General features: G+C 61.2%; 1 protein-coding gene. It reads left to right on the top strand.

Going from position 1 to position 466, the window contains the following annotated elements; all coding sequences use genetic code 11:
- Nucleotides 1-466, top strand: a 466-nt coding sequence (locus GPA22_RS22440; protein WP_169258287.1) for a response regulator, incomplete at both ends; no start/stop codon positions are given.

The raw sequence follows: 466 nt of genomic DNA, 5'->3' as shown, positions 1-466 counted from the left end.
GTGCTGAGCGCGAGCGATGGCGCCGAAGCGGTGGCGCTGTTTGAGCGTAATCGTCCGCAATTGGTGTTGATGGACGCGTTGATGCCGGTCATGGACGGTTTCGAGGCGGCCCGGCGGATCAAGGAGCTGGCGGGCGAAGCGCTGGTGCCGATCATCTTCCTGACCTCGTTGACCGAAGGCGAAGGGCTGGCCCGCTGCCTGGACGCCGGAGGGGACGATTTCGTTGCCAAGCCTTATAACCAAAGCGTGTTGGCGGCCAAGATCAACGCGATGAACCGCCTGCGACTGCTTCAGGAAACCGTCCTGCAGCAGCGTGATCTCATTGCCCGGCATCATAAGTACCTGCTCAACGAGCAGCGCGTGGCCAAGGCCGTGTTTGACCAGATCGCCCATTCCGGTTGCCTGAGCGCCCCGAATATCCGCTACCTGCAATCGCCTTACGCGTTGTTCAATGGCGATCTGTTGC

The organism is Aromatoleum toluvorans (assembly GCF_012910905.1).
Taxonomy (GTDB): Bacteria; Pseudomonadota; Gammaproteobacteria; order Burkholderiales; family Rhodocyclaceae; genus Aromatoleum; species Aromatoleum toluvorans.
Note: the sequence above shows the minus strand (reverse complement) of the source record. Positions and strands in the feature narration are given on the sequence as shown.